The following is a 21,552-nucleotide window of genomic DNA, read 5'->3' as shown; positions in this document are numbered from 1 at the left end:
CATTGCCGGTGCCTGCCGTTAGCGTCGTGACGAACCAGACCGGAGCAGGTCGGGCAGAGCAAGACGGAGGCCGCCGTGACGGAGCAGCAGGAGGCGTCGGAGGACGCCGTCATGACCAGGATCGGCCAGGCCGTCATCCTGCTGCACGCCGGTGACCGCGAAGAGGCCCGCAACCGCCTCGGCGAGATCTGGAACGAGATCGGCGAGGACGGTGACGGCCTCCACCGGTGCACGCTCGCGCACTACATGGCCGACGCCCAGGACGATCCCGCCGACGAACTGGCCTGGGACCTGCGGGCCCTGACCGCCGCCGACGGGCTGGGCGGGGGGCTGCGTGACGGGCTGCCCGCGCAGCATGAGCCGCATCCCGCCGTGCGGGTGTTCTATCCGTCCCTGCACCTCAGCCTGGCCGCCGACTACGTCAAACTGCAGCGGCCCGAGGCGGCGCGGGTGCACCTGGCCCGGGCCCGGGCCGCCACCGGCGCCCTGGCCGACGACGGGTACGGGAACGGCGTACGGGCCGCCATCGCCCGGCTGGAGCGGCGCCTCGCCGCGGAGCCGGGCAGGCGGCCCCGGCCGTTCCCGGAGCAGTCCCCGTAGCGCGCTCAGCCGCCGTGGACGCCCGCGCAGATGCGGGCCTCCGGGCTGTCCGGGTGCCAGCCGCCGTGCCGGCGGCCCAACGCACACACGTCGGCGGGCCGGACCGGCAGCTCCTTCACCAGCTCGCGCGGCACCTCCACGTCCCGCCCCGACGGGTCCGTACGGCCTCCCTTGCCCGCTGAGCGGCGTGCGCCGGGCCGGTGCGGCTCCGGGATGTCCGGCACCGGCGGAACGGCCTGAGGGGACGCCTCGGGCGCCGTGCCCGCCGCGCCTGCCGGGACCGCCGCCGTGCCGGGCGCGGCCTGCCGGCTCGCGGCGGAGGCGGCCGGCTGCGCGGACTGCCCCGGTACGGCCTTCAGCGCCTCCAGGGCGGGCGCCCGGACCGCCACCGGCGCGGCCACCGGTCCGCCGCGCGGCTCGTACTGCGGCGGCGCCCCCGTGGTGCCGGGGGCGGCCGCCGGCTGCATCGGGGCGGGGGTCACATGCACGCAGCCCGAGACGGCCGAGACGGCACAGGCGACTCCGAGCAGCAGCTTTGTCGTGGTTCGCGTTGGATGCACTCGCGCAACTCTGCTGTGCGAGGACCCCGTTGTGAAAACCCGGAGCCGATATTGACCCCGCACGGGTGACGGACATCCGCCGGACACCGGCCCGGCACCCGCGCGCCGCCGGTGCGCGTCAGTCGCCCGTGGCGCCGTCGATCTGCTCGCGCAGCAAGTCCGCGTGCCCGTTGTGGCGCGCGTACTCCTCGATCATGTGGGTGTAGACCCACCGGAGGCTGAACGTCTCGCCGCGGTGGTGGATCCCGGGATCCGAGAGCAGGTCCAGCGAACGGCCCGCCGCGGCCTGCCGCGCCAGCTCGACCTCGGTCTGCCAGGTCTGCTCGGCCTCGGCCCACGTGTCGTCCGCGCCGAAGTGGAAGTCCCCGTCCGGGTCCTCGCGCGTGCAGTACAGCTCGGGGAGGTCCTCGCCCAGCATGATCTCCCGGAACCAGTACCGCTCCACCTCTGCCATGTGCCGTACGAGGCCCAGCAGGCTCAGTTCGGACGGGGCGAGCGCGGCGCGGCCCAGCTGCTCGTCCCCGAGGCCCTCGCACTTCCAGGCGAGCGTGGCGCGGTGGTAGTCGAGCCAGCCGTCCAGCATCTCCCGCTCGTTCGCGGTGGTGGAGGGCTCGGTGCGGTGGGATCCGGTGGTGGTGGTCATGGTCGACATCCTCGGCGAACGCGGGCCCCGCCACCAGGGATTAAGCTCGGAAGTCCAGCATGGATCAACCTGGAGGTTCCCGGTGAAGGTCGGCGTCATCGGACTCGGCGACATCGCCCAGAAGGCGTACCTGCCCGTCCTCACCGCCCGCCCGGGCGTCGAGCTGCACCTGCAGACCCGTACTCCCGCCACGCTGGCGCGGATCGGGGAGATGCACCACATCCCGGCCGCGCGCCGGCACGGCGACCTCGACGGACTGCTGGCCGAAGGCCTCGACGCGGCATTCGTGCACGCCCCGACGGCCGTTCACCCCGAGATCGTGACACGGCTGCTCGAAGCGGACGTGCCGACGTATGTGGACAAGCCGCTCGCCTACGAGCTCGCGGAATCGCGGCGGCTGGTGGAACTCGCCGAGCAGCGCGGGGTGTCGCTCGCCGTCGGCTTCAACCGCCGCCACGCGCCGAGCTACGCGCAGTGCGCCGACCACCCGCGCGACCTGATCGTCATGCAGAAGAACCGGATCGGGCTGCCCGAGGACCCCCGGACCTTCGTCCTCGACGACTTCATCCACGTCGTCGACACCCTGCGCTTCCTGCTGCCCGGCGAGACCGACCACATCGACGTCCGGGCGCAGGTGCGCGGCGGGCTGATGCACCAGGTCGTCCTCCAGCTGTCGGGCGCCGGCTTCACCGCGCTCGGCATCATGAACCGGCTGTCCGGCTCCACCGAGGAGATCCTCGAGGTGTCCGGGCAGGAGACCAAGCGGCAGGTCGTCAACCTCGCCGAGATCATCGACCACCGGGGCCAGCCGACCGTGCGGCGCCGCGGGGACTGGGTGCCGGTCGCCCGCCAGCGCGGCATCGAGCAGGCCGTGGACGCGTTCCTGTTGTCCGTCGCGGCGGGCAGGACGGTCAGCGCCCGCGACGCGCTGCTCACCCACGAGCTGTGCGAGCAGGTGGTGTCGTCGGCTCTGGAGCAGGCTTCCTGAGCCCGAGCGAGCGGGCGCCCTCGAGCGTGCAGTACGCCGCCAGCAGCGCGAGGGCGGCCCCCACGGGCCAGTCCCCGAAGAGGACGTAGAACGTCGTGCCGTCGGCGAGCGGGACCTCGTACACCTGCGACGCACGCGCGGAGGTCGCCAGCGCCGGGCCGATCCGCTCGCCGGAGGGGCCGTGCACCTCGCTGATTCCGGTGAGGGTGGCGTGCACCACGGGGCGGCCGTTCTCGGCGGCGCGCACGGCGGCGAGCGAGGCGTGCTGCGCCGGGGCCCAGCTGTGCTGGAAGCTCGAGGTGGCCGACTGGGCGATCAGCAGGGCGGCCCCGTCGCGGGTCAGGCGGCGGCTCATGTCGGGGAAGGCCGACTCGAAGCAGACCAGCGGGCCGAACCGCACACCGGGCCGTCCCGGCAGGTCCATCAGCACCGGGTCCTCGCCGCGCCGGCGGTCCTCGCCGGCGGCTCTGCCGACCGAGGTGGCCCAGCCGAGCAGGGACCGGGCCGGTATGTACTCGCCGAAGGGGACCAGGCGCATCTTGTCGTACCGGTCGCCGGTCGGCCCGCGGGGGCCGACGAGGACGGAGCTCTTGTAGATGCCGCCGTCGGGCAGCGCGGCTGCCGTCGGGACCGGCGCCGCAGCCGGGGCTGCAGCCGGGCCGGGCGGGCGCCGGGCGTCGACGTTGACCAGCAGCGGCGCCCCGACCTCGGCGGACAGCGAAGCCAGCCGCCGGGCCAGGTCCGGGCGCGCCGCCAGGTCGGCCCCGACGCTGCTCTCGCCCCAGACCACCAGGTCCACCGGCTGCCCGGCCAGTGTCCGCGTCAGCCGTTCCCCGGCCGCGAACCGCTGGTCCGTACTGTCCGGGCCGTCCGCCACCAGGCCCGGCTGTACGACGGCCACGCGCAGCGTGCCCGACACCTCGGGCCGCGGCACCCACAGCCACACCACCCCCGTCAGTACCGCGCACCCCGTCACCCCGGCCACCGCCGGGACCCGGGCGCCCGGCACCGCGATCAGCAGTACCAGCCCGCAGTTCACCGCCACCACCAGGAGGCTCACCAGCCACACCCCGCCCACCGACGCGAGCCGCATTGCGGGCGCCACCTGCCACTGGCTCGCCCCCAAGAGCCCCCACGGCCCGCCCAGCCCCTGCCAGGACCGGGCCAGCTCCGACAGCAGCCAGCCCGCCGGTACGAGGAACAGCGCGGCCGTCGCCCTGCCGGGCTCAGGGAGCCCGCCGAGGAACTCCCGCACCAGCAGGGCCCAGGGGATCCAGAGCAGTCCCAGCAGGGCCGCCATCGGCAGCAGGAACACGTGCAGGCTGGGCAGCAGCCAGTGGTGGACGGCCACGATGAAGCCGGCGCCGCCGAGCCAGCCCTCCAGGGCGGCGCGCCGCCCGGTCGGCGCCGACCTCAGCAGCAGCATCCAGGGCACGAGGGCGACGTACGCGAACCACCAGAGGGCGGGGGCCGGGAAGGCGAGGCACGCCAGCGCCCCGGCGGCGGCCGCGGCCGCCGCACGCCAGCACCGGGTCCGCTTCGAGAGCATGGCGCGCCTCCGCTTCCAGTGTGGAACAGGGCCGGCCGGGCGGCCGTTCGAGCAGGGTCCGGAGACGGTCTAGGCGGACGTGTGCCGCCATTTCTCGTGCACGGTGACCCGGGTGAGCCGCCAGCCGTCGCGGGCGGTGCGGGCGAGACCGAAGCCGTAGCGGCCGGCGGCGACGAAGTTCGGTGCGGTCACCGTCCCGTCGAACTCCTCGCCGGTCAGCCGCATCGGGTTGAGGAAGTCGGCGCGCACCTCGGCACGGTCGCCGGGGGAGCCGCCGAGGTCCTCCAGCCGGATCAGCCGGTTGACGATGAGGTGCTGGCGCACCGGGAACAGCTTCATGGTCTCCGCGAGCCAGTCCGCGACCTCGGCGGCCGGGCCCTCGATCCCGCCCGCCGAGCTGTAGTCGGCCCGTCCGGCGGGCGTGAACAGCGCGCGGTACGCCGCCCAGTCGCCGTCGTCCACGGCCACCGCGTACCCCGTGACCACCTCGTCGATCGCCAGCCGGTCCATGACCGTGGCGAGGTCCACACGCTGCGTCATCGGGTCAGTGTGGGGGTGGGGGGCGGCGAGGCCAAGGGGCGTGCGCGCACCGGATCTGATCAGTGACCGGAATGCGCCTCCCGCTGCCGGACCACGACGAGGAACGCGTCGGTGGCCAGGTCCATCACCACTTCGGCCGGCACGCCCTCGCGCATCCGCTCGGCGGCGTACTCCTCGGCGGGCCAGCTTCCCCTCGGACTTCCGGCCGGAAACCGCTCCAGCACCACTCGACCCATGGGACACCCCCTGCTGCTTGCCTTCCGGTCTCTTCAGGTCTCTTCAGGCACAACGACGCGGAGGCCGCCCGGGAACGTTCCCGAGCGGCCTCCGGTTCACGCGAAGCGGTGAGCGGCAGCCGTGTCAGCCGGCCGACTCGGCGGCGAAGGGGCTGAGCACACCCATGCCGATCAGTACGAACAGTGCGATGCCCAGGGCGATCCGGTAGAACACGAAGGGCATGAAGCTCTTGCTGGAGATGAACTTCATGAACCACGCGATGACGGCGTAGCCCACGAAGAACGCGATGACCGTGGCGAAGATCGTCGGCCCCCAGGAGATGTGCCCCGGGTTCTCGGCGACATCCTTGATCTCGAACGCGCCCGAGGCCAGCACGGCCGGGATGGCGAGGAGGAACGAGTAGCGGGCGGCCGCCTCGCGCGTGAAGCCCAGCAGCAGACCGCCGGAGATCGTCGCGCCCGAGCGGGAGACGCCGGGGATCAGGGCCATCGCCTGGCAGAGGCCGAAGATCAGGCCGTCCTTGACGCCCAGTTCCTTGAGCGTCTTGCGCTCGCGGATGGCGCGGTGCCGGCCCCCTTCCTCGTCGCGGGCGGCGAGCCGGTCCGCGATGCCGAGGACGACGCCCATCACGATCAGGGTGGTGGCGGTCAGTCGAAGATCACGGGCCGGGCCCGTGATCTGGTCCTTGAACGCGACGCCGAGGACACCGATCGGGATCGACCCGACGATCACCAGCCATCCCATCTTGGCGTCCTGCTCCGAGCGCAGCGCCTTCGTGAACAGCGAGCGGAACCAGGTGGAGATGATCCGCGCGATGTCCTTGCGGAAGTAGATCAGCACGGCGGCCTCGGTGCCGATCTGCGTGATCGCGGTGAAGGCCGCGCCCGGGTCCTGCCAGCCGGCGAATGCCGCGGTCAGCCGGAGGTGGGCGCTGGAGGAGATCGGGAGGAACTCCGTAAGCCCCTGGACGAGACCGAGGATTAGGGATTCGAACCAGCTCATGTCGGGGTGCGCTCGTCCTTGTGATCGTCGGGCAGTTCGGGTCCGATGCTAGGGCCCGTGGGGAGCGGCGCTGACCACAGGGGGGTGCTGAGGTGCATGATCGTACGTTTCACATACCGGTGCCGGCGCCAGCCGGTGCCGCCCCCGCCACCCGACGACTGCGGCCGCCACCGCGGAGACGGCGATGAAGCCGAAGGACGCGAGGAAGGCGGGCGAGTCCGGCGAGGAGGCGCTCGCGCCCGCGATCACGTACGCGGCGGTGTTCGGGACGACGCCGATCGCCGTCGCGAGGAGGAAGGGCAGCCAGCCGCAGCGGGACACGGCGGCGCAGTAGTTGGCGACCGCGAAGGGCAGGCCGGGGAAGATGCGGACAGCCAGCATCGAGCGGAAGCCGTGCCGGGCCAGCTGGTCGTCGGCCGCCCGGAGCCAGCGGCCGCGCAGCAGCGGCCGTACGGCGTCCCGGCCCATCATCCGGCCCAGCCCGAAGGAGATCCCTGCGCCGATGACGGAGCCGCCGACCGCCGCGAGCAGGCCGAACGGGATGCCGAAGACGGCCCCTGCCGCCAGGTTGAGCAGCGGGCGCGGCACGAGGGCGGCCGTGGCCACCCCGTACGCAGCCGCGAACAGCAAGGCCGCCGCGCCCACCGGCAGACCCGGGGGCCAGCCCTCCGACAGGATGCGCTGCGGCTCGTACAGCACGACGCACACGCCGGCGGCCAGCAGCAGCACGACGAGCAGCGACAGCCGGGTCCACGGCGCGAGGAGGAGGGACATCCCGGGAGACTAGCCGACCGATGCGGCGTCGCGCCGTAATCTGGGCCTCATGCGGCCGGACGACCAGCGACCCCCGAAGGTCCCGCGCAGCGCCCTCGCGGACACCCTCCTCGACCGCCTCACCACGACGTACGGGGCGGCCGCCGACCCGGTGCAGGCCCGGGTCATGGCCGCGTACATGAAGGACGTGGCGCCCTTCCTCGGCATCCGCACCCCGCTGCGCCGCGAGCTGTCGAAAGCCGTGACCGCGCAGACCCCGGAGCCGGCGGAGGCGGACGTGGCGGCGCTCGTGCTGCGGTGCTGGGAGCTCCGGGAGCGTGAGTACCACTACTTCGCGGTGGATTATCTGCGCCGCCACGTCCGGGTGTGCTCCCCCGGCTTCCTGCCGGTGGTCCGGCAGCTGATCGTCACCGTCCCGTGGTGGGACACCGTCGACCACCTCGCGGCGCACGCGGCCGGCCCGCTCGTGGCCGCCGGTCCGGAACTCACGGCCGTGATGGACGAGTGGATCGCGGACGAGGACCTCTGGCTCGCCCGCACGGCCCTCCTCCACCAGCTGCGCTACAAGGCCGCGACGGACACCGAGCGCCTCTTCGGCTACTGCCGCCGCCAGTGCGGCCACCCGGACAGCGTCCGCATACTGGGCGTATTCGGGCGCTCCGACAACGCGGCGAGGCGGCGTAGCCGGCGTCGTGCGCCCGCCGGGGATTGCGGGACAGCCCTTAGGAGCGCGGTAATTCGTTCGACGCGGCCGGAGCGGTCCGGCAGGATCAGGGGCATGTCCCGGTACGCCTTCCCCGCAGCGCCGTCCGCAGTCGCGGACGCGCCGAAGGCTGCCGCTTTCCTCTTCGAGGCAACCACCTTCGCCGCATTCGACGGCGCACGAAGCTGACCCTTCCCGGATCGTCCGGCGGACCCCACAGGGGGAGGGTCGGTTCGTTCCAGGGGTCCCGTCTCCAGCTTCGGAAGCACTCGGGAAGACATCATGGCCAAGACGGCCTTCGTGCGTACCAAGCCGCACCTCAACATCGGCACCATGGGTCACGTCGACCACGGCAAGACCACCCTCACCGCTGCCATCACCAAGGTCCTGGCCGAGCGCGGCGGCGCCTCCTTCGTGCCCTTCGACCGCATCGACCGGGCCCCCGAGGAGGCCCGGCGCGGCATCACCATCAACCTCACGCACGTCGAGTACGAGACCGACACCCGCCACTACGCCCACGTGGACATGCCCGGGCACGCCGACTACGTCAAGAACATGGTCACCGGCGCCGCGCAGCTCGACGGGGCGATCCTCGTCGTCTCCGCGCTCGACGGGGTCATGCCACAGACCGCCGAGCACGTGCTCCTCGCCCGGCAAGTCGGCGTCGACCACATCGTCGTCGCGCTCAACAAGGCCGACGCCGGGGACCCCGAGCTCACCGACCTGGTCGAGCTCGAGGTCCGCGAGCTGCTCACCGCCAACGGATACGGCGGGGACGCCGCTCCGGTCGTACGGGTCTCCGGACTCGGCGCGCTGGAGGGCGACCCGCGCTGGACCGGAGCGATCGAGGCGCTGCTCGACGCCGTGGACACGTACGTGCCGATGCCGGTGCGGTACACGGACGCGCCGTTCCTGCTGCCGGTGGAGAACGTCCTGACCATCACCGGACGCGGGACGGTCGTGACCGGCGCCGTCGAGCGCGGGAGCGTCCGCACGGGCGACCGCGTGAGCGTCCTCGGCGGCGACGGCGAGTCCGTCGAGACCGTGGTGACCGGCCTGGAGACCTTCGGGAAGCCGATGGACTCCGCCGAGGCCGGGGACAACGTCGCACTGCTGCTGCGCGGGGTGCCGCGGGACGGCGTACGCCGCGGGCAGGTGGTCGCCGCGCCCGGGAGCGTCGTGCCCAGGCGCCGCTTCACCGCGCAGGTGTACGTGCTGTCCGCGCGGGAGGGCGGGCGTACGACACCGGTGGCGTCGGGGTACCGGCCGCAGTTCTACATCCGCACCGCCGACGTGGTGGGGGACGTGGACCTGGGCGAGGCGGGGCTCGCCCGGCCGGGCCAGACGGTCGTGATGACCGTCGAGCTCGGCCGCGACGTGCCGCTGGAGGCGGGGCTCGGCTTCGCGATCCGTGAGGGCGGGCGGACCGTCGGCGCGGGGACGGTCACGGCCGTCCTCGACTGAACCGCCGCCCGCGGCGGCGACCCTGCCGTGGTGGCGGCGGTCCGGTTGCGCCAGACTGCCGTCACCACGGGCGTGCGAAGAAGGGGTGGGCCGGGATGGGCGGCGACGGTACGGCACTGGTGCTGGGCGGCGGAGGACTCACCGGCATCGGCTGGGAGTCCGGGATCCTGTACGGGCTCGCGCAGGCGGGCGTGGACCTGACCGCCGCCGACCTCGTCGTCGGCACCTCGGCGGGCTCGGTGGTGGGCGCCCAGCTCACCTCCGGCCTGCTCACCCCGCAGGAGCTGTACGAGCGCCAGCTCGGCGACCCCGCCGGCGAGGCCGTGGCCCGGTTCGGGGCGGGGCTCTTCGCCCGCTACGCCGTAGCGATGGCGCGCTCGCGGGACCCGGAGAGCTACCGCAAGCGGGTCGGCGCCCTCGCGCTGGCCGCCGACACCGGCGGGGAGGCGGAGCGGCGCAAGGTGCTGGAGGCCCGGCTCGTCTCGCACGAGTGGCCCGAGCGCAGGCTCGTCGTCACCGCCGTCGACGCGCTCACCGGCGAGCTCGCGGCCTTTGACCGGAAGGGCGGGGCGGGGCTGGTCGACGCGGTCTCGGCGAGCTGCGCGGTGCCCGGGGTGTGGCCGCCGGTCACCGTGGGGGGACGCCGGTTCATCGACGGCGGGGTCAGGTCGGCGACCAACGCCGACCTGGCCTCCGGCTGCGCACGGGTGGTGATCCTCGCGCCGCTGGCGCTCGGATCCGGGCTCGTCCCCTCACCGGCCGCCCAGGCGGCGCGGCTGCGGCAGGCGGGGGCGCGGGTCCTGCTGATCACCCCGTCCGCGCAGGCCCGCAAGGCCTTCGGGCGCAACGTCCTGGACCCGGCGCGGCGGGCCCCGGCGGCGCGGGCCGGGCTCGCGCAGGCGGCGGAGCACGCCGCCGAGGCGGCCGCCGTCTGGGCGGCCTGACGTACTGCTTGCCGGACAATGGTGCGGTGAGCGACGAACAGATCCCGGTCGTCCGGGTCGTGGGCCAGGGCACCGCCAAGCTGATGCCGGACGTGGACCGGGAGCGGGCCTGGCTGCTGACCGTCGACGGCGCACCGCAGTCGTACGTGGACCTCGACGATCCCGAGCACCTGGAATTCGAGTACGTACGCCGGCTCGCGCACGTCCTGGACTGCGTGGCGCAGCCCGGGACCGCGCTGGACGCGCTGCACCTCGGCGGGGGCGCGCTGACGCTGCCCCGGTACGTGGCGGCGACCCGGCCGGGCTCCCGGCAGGCGGTCGTGGAGTTCGACGCAGGGCTGGCGGAGCTGGTCGCGGAGCACCTGCCGCTGCCGGCCGGGTCGGGTGTCACGGTGCACGCCGCCGATGCGCGGGCCTGGTTGGAGGGCGCGGCCGCCGACAGTGCGGACGTCCTGGTCGCCGACGTGTTCGGCGGCTCGCGGGTACCGGCGCACCTGACCTCCGTGGAGTACGCGCGGGAGGCGGCCCGGGTGCTGCGGCCGGGCGGGGTCTACGCGGCGAATCTGGCCGACGGGGCGCCGTTCGGTTTCCTGCGGTCCCAGCTCGCCAACTTCGGTGCCGCGTTCGGGCAGCTCGCGCTCGTCGCGGAGCCGGGTGTGCTGCGCGGGCGGCGGTTCGGGAACGCGGTGCTGCTGGCTTCGGACGCTGAGCTGCCGGTGGCCGCGCTGTCGCGGCTGTGCGCGGCGGACGCGTTCCCCGCGCGGGTCGAGGAGGGGGCGGCGCTGGCCCGGCTCATGAAGGGGGCGGTGCCGGTCGGGGACGCGGACGCCGTTGCCTCGCCGGAGCCGCCGGAGGGCGCGTTCAGCCTGGGCTGACCTTGGTGGACGCGGCCGCCGGGTCGGGAGTGGCGGCGGCCGGGACCGAGGAGGCCTTCGGGGGCGAGGGCTTGCGGGTCAGCCGGCGCACGTCCGGGACGAAGAGGACCGCCGCGGTGCCCAGTACGACCAGCGTGGCGCAGCCCCACAGGGCGTTGGTGCGGCCGAAGGCCGACTCGGCCGGGCCCGCGACGGCGGTGGCCACCGGGAGCATCGACACCGAGCCGAACCAGTCGTACGCGGAGACCCGGGAGAACTTCTCCTCCGGGATCTCCTGGTGCATGGTCGTCATCCAGTTCACGCCGAACACCTCGATGGCCGTGCCGCTGACGAACATCACCGCGCACAGGCCCCACACCGGCAGCGGGACCGCCAGCCCTGCCGACGGCAGCGCCAGCGGGAACACGCACAGGGTGCCGACCAGCAGCAGCCGGCGCGGTTTCCACACCATCATCAGGAGGGCTCCGGCGATGGTGCCGATGCCGAAGAAGGCCAGCGCCAGCCCCCAGGGGGCGGGCCCGCCCAGCTGGTCGCGGGCGACGAGCGGACCGTAGACCGCCTCGGCCGCACCGACGACGGCGACGACCACGGAGAACTGGAGCACGATGCTCCACAGCCAGGGCCGGGTCCGGAACTCCACCCAGCCCTCGCGCAGGTCGGCCAGCAGGCCGCCCCCGGGAGCCCGGTCGGGGACGTGGCCGACGTCCAGGAAGGCGCGGAGGGCTCCGGCCAGTGCGAACGCGGCGGCGTCCACGGCCAGGACCCAGCCGGGGCCGATCGCGGCGATCATGGCCCCGCCGAGGGCCGCCCCGCCGATGCCGGCGCCGTTCATGGCCATCCGGAAGAGCGCGAAGGCGCGGTTGGCGTGCTCGCCGGAGACGCTGGAGAGCAGCATGCCCTCGGCGGCCGGGTTGAAGAAGGCCGTACCGGTGCCGCAGAGCGCGGTGAGCAGCATCATCTGCCACAGCTGCGGATGCCCGGTCAGGACGAGCACGGCGAAGGCCGCCTGCGAGACGCAGTTGAGGGCGTTGGCCGCCACCATCACGCGGTGCCGGGGCAGCCGGTCGGCGAGGGCGCCGCCGATGAGCAGGAAGAGGACGAGCGGGAGCGTGCGGGCCGCGGCCACCAGGCCGACGTCGCCGCCGGATCCACCCGCCTCCAGGACGGCGAAGGCCGACGCGATGAGCGCTCCGTGGCTGCCGAGGTTCGTCACGACCGCGGCACCCGTCAGCAGGGTGTAGTTGCGGCCGGCCCAGGCGGGCCGGCGGCGGTGTGCGGTCGTACGGGACGGGGCGGTGGGGGGAGGACTCACCCCCGGACTATCCACGCCCCGGGCCGGGAATCCAAACGGATTACGGCCCGGGGCGCGGGGTGGAACGGATGGTGCGAACAGGCGGATCGCGGTCGGGCGGATCCGTGACGTGGGACCTGTGCGTCAGCTGTTGCTTGCGGTGCCGTTCAGGCGCACCGAGCTGAGGATCTTGTCCATCGTCTCCTGGGGGACCTCTCCCTGGACGCCCGCGGCGGCGAAGAGGACCCAGCTGGAGAAGTCACCGTTCGCGGTCTTGAAGCTGAACGCGATCGACTTTCCGTCCGAGGAGCACTTGTTCTCCTTGGGCACGCCGGTGGCCGTGGCGGTCGCCATGTGGCCCTTGAGGCCGGAGGAGGTGGTGTACTCCTTGGGGTCCGAGACCTTGACGGTGCCCTTCGGCGCCTTCTGTGCGAACGCCGCGAACGCCCAGTTGCCGGCCTCGTTCTTCACGGCCTCGGCAGTGTCCTTGGCGCCCTGGCCGCCCTTGGTGCCGGTGCCGGCGAGCTCGCTCGACTCCTCATGGCCGTCCTTGTTGGAGTCGATCTTGCACCAGTCCGGCTTGAGGAAGGCGGGCGCCGAGAAGCTGACGATCGGCTTGCCGTCGTTCTTGACCGAGTCCTCGAAGCCGGCGATGACGCCGGCGCTCGACACCTCCCACTCCGGCGGGACGTCGAAGGCGGTGCCGTACTTGGGGTTGACGACGACCTTCCAGCCCGGGATCACCGGCTTGACGTCGCCGCCCGCGCGCGGGTTGGCGCCGGGCGAGGCGGGGGCCTCGGAGGTGGCGGGGGCCGAGGAGGCGGTGGCGGGCTTGTTGTCGGCCTCGTCGTTCTTCTTGTCGTCCCGGGTCAGGACGAACGCGCCGGTGGCGGCCGCCACCACGACGACCGCGGCCGCCGCGACGATGGCCACGGTCTTGGTCGCGTACGGGCTGCCGCCGCTCTGCGGCGGCACGGCCTGCTGGGGCTGGCCCCACGGCTGGACCGGCGGGGGCGTCTGGTAGCCCGCCTGCGGGTATCCGTAGCCGGGCTGCTGCTGGTAGGGGTTCTGCTGCTGCCCCGGCTGTCCCGGCTGCTGCTGGTACGGGTTCTGATGCGCGTCCTGAGGGTTCTGCTCTCCCCCGGGCGGCTGCTGCTGTCCTGGCCACATGGCCAGTAACGATAGTGGGAGTCGGTGTCGGGAGGCACGTCCGCCCCGTGTGAAGGTCTGGCCAAGGGTGTCTACTCGCGGGTAACATCGCGTTCCATGAGCGCAGACCAGATGAACGTGGGCGAACTGCTCGCCGCTACGGTGCCGATGGCCCGGACCCTGAACCTCCAGTTCCTGGAGACCACCCCCGAGCGTGCGGTCGTCCGGCTGCCGGACCAGCCCGACTACCACAACCACGTGGGCGGCCCGCACGCCGGAGCCATGTTCACCCTCGCCGAGTCCGCGAGCGGCGCGATCGTCCTGGCCGCCTTCGGCGACCAGCTCTCGCGCGCCGTGCCCCTCGCGGTCAAGGCCGAGATCGGCTACAAGAAGCTCGCCAAGGGCGTCGTGACGGCCACCGCCACCCTCGGCCGCCCGGCCGCCGAGGTCGTCGCCGAACTCGACGCGGGCGGCCGCCCGGAGTTCCCCGTCACCATCGCCATCCAGCGCGAGGACGAGGCCGTGACGGGCGAGATGACGGTCGTCTGGACACTGCGCCCGAACGCGTAGCCGGGCCGCGTAGCCGGGCGACGCCGCCCCCCGGTCACGCCGGCGGCCGGTGCGCGCCCGAGCCGCCCGTGTGGCCGAGCCGCCGGTCGTGGACCCGCCCGGGACGAGGGAGAACCCTCGTCCCGGGCGGGTTCCGCGTTTTCCGGCGGCGCCGGGTGCGGTGGGCGGTGCGTCGCGGTGTTCCTGGGCGGCCGGGTGGGCCGCCGACATCGGGGCGGACACGGGAAGTTGCCTCCGGCCGCGGCCGCGGCCGCGGCCGCGGCTGCGGTCGGGGGCGGGGGAGGCTAGAGTCCCCGTCCGACGATCAGGAGGTGCCCGTGGCCAAGGTCGACATCAGTCTCGACGCCGAGCTCGTGGTGGAGGTGATGGTCCTCGCCGGGATCGGTTCGCCCCAGGACGCCGTGGAAGCCGTCGTACGGGACTACATCGCGCGCGGGCACCGCACCGAGGCGCGCGTCCAGGCGCACGACGGGCCCCGCCGCGAAGCCGACGCCCTGGAGCCGCCGCCGCAGGGCTGAACCTCGGCGCAGCGCTGGCGCGTCTGGGCGGACGCGGGCGGGGCGGCGGCGCACAGTGGGCGCGGGAGCGGTCCGGCGCGGGCCGCTCCCGCCGACCGGAGCCGCAGGGAGCGCCATGAGCGAGGCCGTGTCCAGACGCTGCGCGATGCGGCTGCTCGGGGCCATGGGGGTCGCCCTGGGAACGGGCGGCTGCATGGCCGCGGTGCCGCCCGGCGGGGTGCCCCGTACGGCCCCGGCGGCCGCAGCAGCCGGCCCGGCCGAGGCCCCGCCCGGCGCCGCCGCCCGGATCGACGCCCTCCTGGAGCGGCTCACCCTCGAGGAGAAGACCACGCTGCTGCACGGCGGCCGGGATCCGGCCCCGCTCGGCCAGGCCGGTTACCTGCCCGGCGTACCGCGCCTCGGCATCCCGGCGCTGCGGCTCGCCCACGGGCCCGCCGGGGTACGGGTCGCCGAGCCGGCCACCGCACTGCCCGCGCCCGTGATGCTGGCCTCCGCCTTCGACCCGGCGCTGGCCCGCGAGTACGGCAGGGTCGTCGGCCGCGAGGGCCGGGCGCTCGGCCAGGACGTGCTGCTGTCCCCCATGGCCAACCTGATCCGCACCCCCTACGCCGGGCGGAACTTCGAGACCTTCGCAGAGGACCCGCGCCTCACGGCGGACCTCGTCGCGGAGATGGTCCGCGGCATCCAGGACGAAGGGCTCATCGCCACCGTCAAGCACTTCGCCCTGGGCAACCAGGAGCAGGGCCGCGACACCGTCGACGTCGTGGCCGCCGAACAGACCCTGCACGAGACGGAGCTGCGCGGCTTCGAGGCGGCCGTCGGCGCCGGCGCGGGCGCGGTGATGGGCGCGTACAACAAGGTCAACGGCACGTACGCCTGCGAGAACAAGCCGCTGCTCGACGAACTGCTGCGCGGGAGCTGGGGGTTCGGCGGCTGGGTGATGTCCGACTGGAACGCGGCCCACAGCACCGTCGCCGCCATCGGCGCGGGCCTCGACATGGAGATGCCCGGCGGCACGCACTTCGGCGGCCCGCTGCAGGAGGCCGTGCGCGGCGGCTCCGTCCGCGTGGACGCCGTGGACCTGGCGGTACGCCGGATCCTGGCCACCATGGACCGCTTCGGGCTGCTGGCGGCGCATCAGCCGGCCCGGCCCGCCCGGGACGCAGCCGCCGGGGCCCGGTTCGCCCGCCGGGTCGCCACCGCGGGCGCGGTGCTGCTGTACAACGAGCACGCCACCCTGCCGCTGACCGGCGCCGCGGCCCGCTCCATCGCCGTGATCGGACCCACCGGGCAGGTGCCCTTCGTCAGCGGCGGCGGCAGCGCGCACGTGGTCCCCGCCAAGGCGCTCTCCCCGCTCGACGCGATCCGGCAGCGCGCCGGGAACGGCAGTACGGTGCGCCACGCCCTCGGCGAGGACGTGTACGGCCGCCCGCTCCCGGCGAACCTGCTCACCCCGGCGGCCGAGCTCGACGACCGGCGGGTGGAGGCCGGGCGGAACTGGAGCCACGAGGGCGAGTTCACGCTCGCCGCGGACGACGAGTGGACGCTGCTCGTCCACTACACCGGGAAGCGGCCGGGCGTGCGTCTCGACGGCGAGGAGTTGTTCCCCGTCCGGCAGGGCGTGGCCGAGAACTTCGCGGGCGGACTCCTCGGCAGGTCACCCGACGGGCTTGCCGTCCGCCGCCGCACCCTCGCCCTGACGGCGGGCACCCACCGGCTCGCCGTCTTCGCCGAGGGCGGGGACAAGGGCGGGCGGTTCCGGCTGCGGCACACCACGAAGGCGACCCGGGCCGCCGATCTCGCCGAGGCCGTGAAGACCGCCGCGGCGGCGCGCAGCGTCGTGCTGTTCGCCTACGAGGACGCCACCGAGGGCAGCGACCGGACCTCGCTGGGCCTGCCGGGCGGGCAGGCGCGGCTGATCGAGGCGGTCGCCGCCGCGAACCCCCGTACCACGGTCGTGCTCAACACCTCCTCCAGTACGACCATGCCGTGGCTCTCCCGTACCGGAGCGGTCCTCCAGATGTACTACCCGGGCCAGGAGGGGGCCGCGGCCACCGCCGACATCCTCTTCGGGGACGTGGACCCGGGCGGCCGGCTCACCCAGACCTTCCCGGCCGACGAGCACGCGACCCCGGTCGCAGGCGACCCGCTGCGCTACCCGGGGGTGGGCGGCCGGCAGGAGTACACCGAGGGCATCCACGTCGGCCACCGCTGGTACGACGCGCAGCAGGTGGTCCCGCTGTTCCCCTTCGGGCACGGGCTCTCGTACACGACGTGGGAGTACGAGAAGCTGAGCGTCCGGCCGGGGCGCGACGGGCTGCGCGTGGCGTTCACGGTCCGCAACACCGGGCGCCGCAAGGGCACCGAGGTGGCCCAGGTGTACGTCGGCCCCTCCGCGGAGCTGAAGCTCGACCAGCCGGTGCGCGCGCTGGCCGGCTACCGGCGGCTCACCCTGGGGCCGGGCGAGGCGCAGCAGGTGGTCCTCGACGTCGACGCCCGCACGCTGTCGTCCTGGGATCCCGAACGGCACGCCTGGGTGCTGGGTTCAGGCCGTCGTGAAGTGTTCGCGGGCCGTTCCTCCCGCGAACTCCACCTGACGGCAAAGGCTGTGGTCAAGAGCAGATAGGCTGCCCGTTCGGCGTGTCACAGGGGACGCGCCGCCGCGATACGGGAGGACGTACCGGTGCACATCCAGGAATGGCTGGAGACGATTCCGGCGGTCAGCATCTATCTCCTGGTGGGTCTGGTCATCGGGCTCGAGAGCCTCGGCATCCCGCTGCCGGGGGAGATCATCCTGGTCAGCTCGGCCCTGCTGGCCTCGCAGCACGGCGAGATCGACCCCGTGGTCCTGGGGATCTGCGCGTCCACCGGGGCGATCGTCGGCGACTCGATCGGCTACGCGATCGGGCGCAGGGGCGGCAAGCCGCTGCTGGACCGGCTCGGCCGGCGCTTCCCCAGGCACTTCGGCCCGGACCACGTGGCCCAGGCGGAGCGCGCCTTCGACAGGTGGGGGATGTGGGCCGTCTTCTTCGGGCGGTTCGTCGCGCTTCTGCGGATCTTCGCCGGTCCGCTGGCCGGCGTGCTGCACATGCCCTACTGGCGGTTCCTGGTGGCGAACATCCTCGGCGGCATCCTCTGGGCGGGCGGCACCACGGCCGTCATCTACTCGATCGGCATCGTCGCGGAGCCCTGGCTGAAGGGTTTCTCCTGGGTCGCGCTGGTGTTGGCGCTGGTCATCGGCCTCACCGTGACGCTGGTGCTCCGCAGCCGCATGAAGAAGGCGGCTGCGGCCGCCTCGGAGACGGCGGCCGCCGCGGCCGAGTAGCCGGCCGCGGGGCGCAGGTACGGGCGTACGGCTACTGCGGGGGCTGGACGGCGGCGCGGTGCTGCTCGGCCAGGTCCGCGTACATCAGGGCGTTGACCTTGATGCCCTCGCGCTCCTCGTCGGTCAGCTCGCGCCGCACCTTGGCCGGCACGCCCGCGACCAGCGAACCGGGCGGGACCACCATGCCCTGCGGGACCAGCGCCTGCGCGGCCACCAGTGAACCGGCACCGATCACGGCACCGTTGAGGACGGTGGCGCCCATGCCGATGAGGCAGTCGTCCTCGACGGTGCAGCCGTGCACCACGGCGTTGTGGCCGATGGAGACGCGCTCGCCGATCGAGACCGGGAACCCGGGGTCGACGTGCAGCGTGCAGTTGTCCTGCACGTTGCTGTCCGCGCCGAGCGTGATCGGGCCGCAATCGGCGCGCAGCACCGCCGAGTACCAGATGCTCGCCCCCGGGGCCATCGTGACGTCGCCGATCACGACCGAGGTGGGCGCGGTGAAGGCCGTGGGGTCGATCTGCGGGCTCTTGCCGCCCACGCCCGCGACGAGTGCCCGGCCCCGGTCCGCCTGATACGTCATGTTCTCTTCCTCAGTCCTGTGTGCTGGAGTGCCCTGCGTGTCGCGCTACCGGCACGGTAGGGCACGGGCCCGGCCCGACCGGCGATGGGGTGAAGATCACGGCGCGCTCCGGGTGCCCGGCGCGTTACGGTGGCCCGGTGCCGAAGAACCAGAACACGTTCTCATCCCTGACGGCCCTGCGCCGCAGACTCGCCAACCGCGCGGTCCACGCCGGCTGGCGCTGGATGCAGCAGGCCGGTGCGGTCACCGCGCAGACCCCCGGGCGGCTGCGCTTCGGCGCGATCGGGCACGGCACGCGCCTCGCCTTCCCCCAGGGCACGGTCTTCGGCGAGCCGTGGATCCGGCTCGGCGAGCACTGCATCATCGCCGAGCAGGTCACGCTGACCGCCGGGATGATGCCCGGCCTGGACCTCGGCACCGAGCCGGTACTGGTCCTCGGCAACGGCGTGGTGCTCGGCCGGGACACGCACGTCATCGCGGACACCCGGATCACCATCGGGGACGACACCTTCTGCGGGCCCGGGGTCTACATCACCTCCACCAACCACAGCTACGACGATCCGCACGAGCCCGTCGGCAAGCAGTGGCCGCGCAGCGCACCGGTGGAGATAGGGCCCGGCTGCTGGCTCGGCACGGGCGCGGTGATCCTCCCGGGGGCGCGGCTGGGCCGCAACGTGGTGGTGGCCGCGGGGGCCGTCGTACGGGGAGAGGTGCCGGACCACGCCGTGGTGGCCGGGGCGCCCGCGCGGATCGTCCGCCGGTGGCAGCCGGAGACGGGCTGGCAGCCGCCGCTGCGGACCCCGGCGCCCGTACCGATCCCGGACGGGGTGACGCCGGAGCAGCTGCGCGCAGTGGCGCAGCTGGCGGAGGCGGAACAGCGCTCCGCCGACGCGGCCGCGGAACCCGCCTGATCCTGTCCCCCGGCCCCGAGCCGCAAACGGCTAGCCGGCGGCCAGCAGGACCGCTCCGGCAAGGGCCAGGCCGGCGCCTGCCGCCTGGACGGTCCGCAGCCGTTCCTTCAGCACGACGAAGGCGGCGAGCGCCGTGATCACGGGGTAGAGGGAGGAGAGCACGGCGGCCACGGTCACCGGACCGTGCCGGGCGGCGAGGGAGTACGTGCCGTTCGCCGCGACGTCCGCGAGGCCGACGAAGGCCAGCACCGGCACCAGCCCCCACAGGATCCGCGGGCCCACGCCGGCCGGGAGGGCCGGGGCGCCGTGCCGGGTCTGCACCCACAGGGCGGTACCGCCCGCGGCCACGTTGGTGACCCGTTGGACGAACAGGGCGAGGAACAGCCCGGCGATGCTGCCGGAGGCGTGCGCGATCAGCGCCATCACCGAGCCGAACCCGAACGCCGCGACCAGGGTGAGCACCACCGCCTGCCGCTGTACGGGCGCACCGCGCAGCTCCGGGCCGCCCGCGAGGACGATGCCCACGACGGCCACCGCGATCCCCGCGAACTGGCCGAGCCCGGGCCGTTCACCCAGGGCCAGCCCCGCCGCGACGGGCACGACCACCCCGAGCGAGCCGAGCGGCGACACCACGCCCATCGGCCCGAGGGCCAGCGCCTTGTAGAAGCTGAGCATGGCGACCGGGCCGACCAGACCCGCGGCGGCCGCGAACCACAGCTGCGGCCCCGCCTCCCGCCAGGCCCCGGTGCCCGCGACGACCGCGCCGAGCGCGACGGCGGCGAGGAACTGCGAGACCACGACCACCGTGAGCGCCGGCAGCCGGCGGGTCAGCAGCCCGCCCCGGAAATCGGCGAGACCCCACAGCGCGGCCGAGGCCAAGGCGAAGAGGGCGGTCATGACGGCAGGGCCTCGCAGTACGGTGCAGTGAACGGTGGAGTGCAGCGTGGAGCACCGCGCACGGTGGTTCAAGCCCGGGCGACGCCCCGGCTGTGAGCATCACCACCGGGCGATGCCCCGGCTGTGAGCATCACCACGCTGCCGAGCCCACCCCGGCCGTCCCGGTCCCGCCCTTCGACGGCGCGCAGCGGCCGGCTACAGCGCCGGGATCTCGATGGCCGGGCAGCGGTCCATCACCATGTCCAGGCCGGCCTCGCGGGTGCGCGCGAACGCCTCTTCGTCGATCACGCCCAGCTGGAACCAGACGGCCTGCGCGCCGACGGCCACGGCCTCGTCGGCGACCGCCCCGGCGAGCGAGCTGTTCACGAAGACGTCCACCACGTCCACCTTGAACGGGATCTCCTCGAGCGACGCGTAGCCCTGCTCGCCGTGGACCGTCTCCGCCTTCGGGTGCACGGGGACCACCCGCTTGCCGAACCGCTGGAGCGTGCGCGCCACTCCGTAGGCCGCCCGGTCCCGGTTGTTGGACAGGCCCACCACGGCCCAGGTGTCGCCGAGCTCGGTGAGGATCTTGCGGATGGTTGCCGGGTCGCCGTACACGGGTGCCGCCTCCTGTTGCCTTCCGGGCGCAGTCCGGTGCTCCGGGCCGCACTCGTGATCAACCGAAAGGACACGTGTCCGATTCCCCGTAGGGTGGAGCGGTGAAGTCGGACCAGTACGTGACGGTGGCCCGTGAGGGCGTGCACGAGTCGGAGATCAACCGCTCGCGCTTCCTGTGCTCGCTCGCGCCCGCCGCGACCGAGCAGGAGGCGCAGGAGTTCATCGCGCGCATCCGCAAGGAGCACGCCACCGCCACGCACAACTGCTTCGCGTACGTCATCGGGGCCGACGCCTCCGTCCAGAAGGCCAGCGACGACGGCGAGCCCGGCGGCACCGCCGGGGTGCCCATGCTGCAGATGCTGATGCGCCGCGACATCCGGTACGCGGTGGCCGTCGTCACCCGCTACTACGGCGGCGTCAAGCTCGGCGCCGGCGGCCTGATCCGGGCCTACGGCGGCGTCGTCGGCGAGGCCCTCGACGAGCTCGGCACCCTCACCCGCCGGCGCTACCGGCTGGCCACCGTCACCGTGGACCACCAGCGGGCCGGCAAGACCCAGAACGACCTGCGCTCCACCGGCCGGACCGTGGTGGACCTGCGCTACGGGGCCGCGGTCGAGATCGAGGTCGCCCTCCCGGAGGCGGACCTGCCCGCCTTCGAGGCCTGGCTCGCCGACAGTACGGCGGGCAGCGCCACCCTCACCCTCGGCGGGGAGACGTACGCGTCCTGAGGACGAGCCTGCGCGGACGAGTCCTGGGGGCTCCGGCGACGCGTTAGCGTAGAGGGGCTCAGCGAGCGGGAGACGACCGGGACGACCAGGGGGACGGAAGA

The 21,552-nt window shown here is 73.8% G+C and carries 24 protein-coding genes; 12 read left to right on the top strand and 12 right to left on the bottom strand.

Features of this window, described 5'->3' with window-relative positions; translation table 11 throughout:
• The first annotated feature begins 75 nt into the window (after window positions 1-75).
• Window positions 76-600, top strand: coding sequence for a hypothetical protein (locus IF09_RS0128170; RefSeq protein ID WP_051832980.1), 525 nt, complete (start codon window positions 76-78; stop codon window positions 598-600).
• A gap of 5 nt (window positions 601-605) precedes the next feature.
• Here the strand turns inward: IF09_RS0128170 and IF09_RS0128165 are convergent, their stop codons facing one another.
• Window positions 606-1,160, bottom strand: coding sequence for a hypothetical protein (locus tag IF09_RS0128165; RefSeq protein WP_063607442.1), 555 nt, complete (start codon window positions 1,158-1,160; stop codon window positions 606-608).
• Between the two features lie 118 nt (window positions 1,161-1,278).
• On the bottom strand, window positions 1,279-1,803 hold the full coding sequence (locus tag IF09_RS0128160) for a DinB family protein (protein WP_030300259.1): 525 nt from the start codon (window positions 1,801-1,803) through the stop codon (window positions 1,279-1,281).
• An 82-nt stretch (window positions 1,804-1,885) separates the two neighbouring features.
• Between IF09_RS0128160 and IF09_RS0128155 the strand changes: the two genes are divergently transcribed.
• Complete coding sequence (locus IF09_RS0128155) at window positions 1,886-2,791, top strand: Gfo/Idh/MocA family protein (protein ID WP_030300257.1); 906 nt, start codon at window positions 1,886-1,888, stop codon at window positions 2,789-2,791.
• On the opposite strand, the gene lnt is transcribed toward IF09_RS0128155, so the two are convergent.
• The 5 genes from lnt to IF09_RS0128130 form a co-directional block, all read right to left on the bottom strand.
• A complete protein-coding gene (lnt, locus tag IF09_RS0128150) occupies window positions 2,736-4,340 on the bottom strand; it encodes an apolipoprotein N-acyltransferase (protein WP_030300255.1) in 1,605 nt (534 codons plus the stop codon). The two genes, IF09_RS0128155 and lnt, sit on opposite strands and share 56 nt — an antisense overlap.
• Before the next feature lie 69 nt (window positions 4,341-4,409).
• Window positions 4,410-4,880: a nuclear transport factor 2 family protein gene (locus tag IF09_RS0128145; protein ID WP_030300253.1), complete on the bottom strand. Its 471-nt coding sequence runs from the start codon at window positions 4,878-4,880 to the stop codon at window positions 4,410-4,412.
• A gap of 59 nt (window positions 4,881-4,939) precedes the next feature.
• A complete protein-coding gene (locus tag IF09_RS44970; RefSeq protein WP_099893904.1) occupies window positions 4,940-5,116 on the bottom strand; it encodes a hypothetical protein in 177 nt (58 codons plus the stop codon).
• 124 nt (window positions 5,117-5,240) lie between these two features.
• Complete coding sequence (locus IF09_RS0128135) at window positions 5,241-6,119, bottom strand: undecaprenyl-diphosphate phosphatase (RefSeq protein WP_030300251.1); 879 nt, start codon at window positions 6,117-6,119, stop codon at window positions 5,241-5,243.
• Window positions 6,120-6,167: 48 nt separating this feature from the next.
• Window positions 6,168-6,893, bottom strand: coding sequence for a TVP38/TMEM64 family protein (locus tag IF09_RS0128130; protein ID WP_037636183.1), 726 nt, complete (start codon window positions 6,891-6,893; stop codon window positions 6,168-6,170).
• A gap of 49 nt (window positions 6,894-6,942) precedes the next feature.
• Here IF09_RS0128130 and IF09_RS0128125 point away from each other — a divergent pair, with 49 nt between their 5' ends.
• From IF09_RS0128125 to IF09_RS0128110, 4 genes are all read left to right on the top strand, one after another.
• Window positions 6,943-7,785 (top strand): DNA alkylation repair protein, encoded by an 843-nt coding sequence (locus IF09_RS0128125; RefSeq protein ID WP_234321177.1) that lies wholly within the window; start codon window positions 6,943-6,945, stop codon window positions 7,783-7,785.
• Window positions 7,786-7,878: 93 nt separating this feature from the next.
• Window positions 7,879-9,060, top strand: coding sequence for an elongation factor Tu (gene tuf, locus IF09_RS0128120; RefSeq protein WP_030300246.1), 1,182 nt, complete (start codon window positions 7,879-7,881; stop codon window positions 9,058-9,060).
• 95 nt (window positions 9,061-9,155) lie between these two features.
• A complete protein-coding gene (locus IF09_RS0128115) occupies window positions 9,156-10,004 on the top strand; it encodes a patatin-like phospholipase family protein (RefSeq protein WP_030300244.1) in 849 nt (282 codons plus the stop codon).
• Window positions 10,005-10,087: 83 nt separating this feature from the next.
• On the top strand, window positions 10,088-10,879 hold the full coding sequence (locus IF09_RS0128110) for a spermidine synthase (protein WP_051832985.1): 792 nt from the start codon (window positions 10,088-10,090) through the stop codon (window positions 10,877-10,879).
• Here the strand turns inward: IF09_RS0128110 and IF09_RS0128105 are convergent.
• Together IF09_RS0128105 and IF09_RS0128100 are read right to left on the bottom strand one after the other, a co-directional pair.
• Window positions 10,866-12,191 carry an MFS transporter gene (locus IF09_RS0128105; protein ID WP_037636181.1) on the bottom strand — a complete coding sequence of 442 codons (1,326 nt, stop codon included), beginning with the start codon at window positions 12,189-12,191 and terminating at the stop codon, window positions 10,866-10,868. The genes IF09_RS0128110 and IF09_RS0128105 overlap by 14 nt on opposite strands.
• 123 nt (window positions 12,192-12,314) lie before the next feature.
• Window positions 12,315-13,340, bottom strand: coding sequence for a hypothetical protein (locus IF09_RS0128100; RefSeq protein ID WP_030300238.1), 1,026 nt, complete (start codon window positions 13,338-13,340; stop codon window positions 12,315-12,317).
• 96 nt (window positions 13,341-13,436) lie between these two features.
• On the opposite strand from IF09_RS0128100, the gene IF09_RS0128095 reads away from it, so the two are divergent.
• The 4 genes from IF09_RS0128095 (at window position 13,437) to IF09_RS0128080 (ending at window position 17,732) form a co-directional block, all read left to right on the top strand.
• Complete coding sequence (locus tag IF09_RS0128095) at window positions 13,437-13,889, top strand: DUF4442 domain-containing protein (RefSeq protein ID WP_189973593.1); 453 nt, start codon at window positions 13,437-13,439, stop codon at window positions 13,887-13,889.
• 317 nt (window positions 13,890-14,206) lie between these two features.
• Window positions 14,207-14,407 (top strand): hypothetical protein, encoded by a 201-nt coding sequence (locus tag IF09_RS0128090; RefSeq protein WP_030300234.1) that lies wholly within the window; start codon window positions 14,207-14,209, stop codon window positions 14,405-14,407.
• A gap of 115 nt (window positions 14,408-14,522) precedes the next feature.
• Window positions 14,523-17,033, top strand: coding sequence for a beta-glucosidase family protein (locus IF09_RS0128085; RefSeq protein WP_030300232.1), 2,511 nt, complete (start codon window positions 14,523-14,525; stop codon window positions 17,031-17,033).
• A 57-nt stretch (window positions 17,034-17,090) separates the two neighbouring features.
• Window positions 17,091-17,732: a DedA family protein gene (locus IF09_RS0128080; RefSeq protein WP_030300230.1), complete on the top strand. Its 642-nt coding sequence runs from the start codon at window positions 17,091-17,093 to the stop codon at window positions 17,730-17,732.
• A 31-nt stretch (window positions 17,733-17,763) separates the two neighbouring features.
• On the opposite strand, the gene IF09_RS0128075 is transcribed toward IF09_RS0128080, so the two are convergent.
• Window positions 17,764-18,315: a gamma carbonic anhydrase family protein gene (locus IF09_RS0128075; protein WP_030300228.1), complete on the bottom strand. Its 552-nt coding sequence runs from the start codon at window positions 18,313-18,315 to the stop codon at window positions 17,764-17,766.
• A gap of 137 nt (window positions 18,316-18,452) precedes the next feature.
• Here IF09_RS0128075 and IF09_RS0128070 point away from each other — a divergent pair, with 137 nt between their 5' ends.
• Window positions 18,453-19,226, top strand: a complete 774-nt coding sequence (locus tag IF09_RS0128070; protein ID WP_030300226.1) for an acyltransferase — start codon at window positions 18,453-18,455, stop codon at window positions 19,224-19,226.
• A 30-nt stretch (window positions 19,227-19,256) separates the two neighbouring features.
• Here the strand turns inward: IF09_RS0128070 and IF09_RS0128065 are convergent, their stop codons facing one another.
• Window positions 19,257-20,123, bottom strand: a complete 867-nt coding sequence (locus IF09_RS0128065) for a DMT family transporter (RefSeq protein ID WP_030300222.1) — start codon at window positions 20,121-20,123, stop codon at window positions 19,257-19,259.
• A gap of 195 nt (window positions 20,124-20,318) precedes the next feature.
• Window positions 20,319-20,723 carry a CoA-binding protein gene (locus IF09_RS0128060; protein WP_030300220.1) on the bottom strand — a complete coding sequence of 135 codons (405 nt, stop codon included), beginning with the start codon at window positions 20,721-20,723 and terminating at the stop codon, window positions 20,319-20,321.
• 101 nt (window positions 20,724-20,824) lie between these two features.
• Between IF09_RS0128060 and IF09_RS0128055 the strand changes: the two genes are divergently transcribed.
• Complete coding sequence (locus IF09_RS0128055; RefSeq protein WP_030300218.1) at window positions 20,825-21,451, top strand: YigZ family protein; 627 nt, start codon at window positions 20,825-20,827, stop codon at window positions 21,449-21,451.
• The last annotated feature ends 101 nt before the right edge of the window (window positions 21,452-21,552 follow it).

Source organism: Streptomyces katrae, assembly GCF_000717655.1.
Classification (GTDB): domain Bacteria; phylum Actinomycetota; class Actinomycetes; order Streptomycetales; family Streptomycetaceae; genus Streptomyces; species Streptomyces katrae_B.
Note: the sequence above shows the minus strand (reverse complement) of the source record. Positions and strands in the feature narration are given on the sequence as shown.